The sequence below is a fragment of the Cedecea sp. B1(4) genome (assembly GCF_059414925.1).
In genome coordinates, this window is sequence record NZ_JCAHMZ010000329.1 from 1 (window position 1) to 355 (window position 355).

At 54.9% G+C, this 355-nt stretch carries 1 protein-coding gene; it reads left to right on the forward strand.

What is annotated here, in order from left to right; all coding sequences use genetic code 11:
• Positions 1 to 212: hypothetical protein (locus ACR6JA_RS23160; RefSeq protein ID WP_494599864.1), on the forward strand; the 212-nt coding region annotated here is incomplete at its 5' end.
• Between the last annotated feature and the right edge of the window lie 143 nt (positions 213 to 355).

Genomic DNA, 355 nt, shown 5'->3' on the forward strand with positions numbered 1-355 from the left:
CCGGCAATGGCCTGGTATTCACCGGTGGTGTGACGATCACGCAAAACGACGTCAGCAATCCGGGCGCATGGGTGGAAGTCACCCAAGGACAGCAAGTTGCCCCGGAGTACAGCCTGACCCTCTTCGGCCCCAACGGCGCGGAAATCGCAGGCGCCATCACCGGTTTGCCTGATCGCATCGGATCCGTCGCTGTCATCGGCGCAAAGCAGTAATCGCCAGGGCAAAGTTGGAAAGCCATTTAATTAAAGAGACATCAACCTCATTAGCGCTTTTATTTAAATAGATCACCAACCACGCCCATCACGGACTGCAGGCGTTTCTCCTGCAGTCCTTTCGCCTTTCTAATCACTATCGC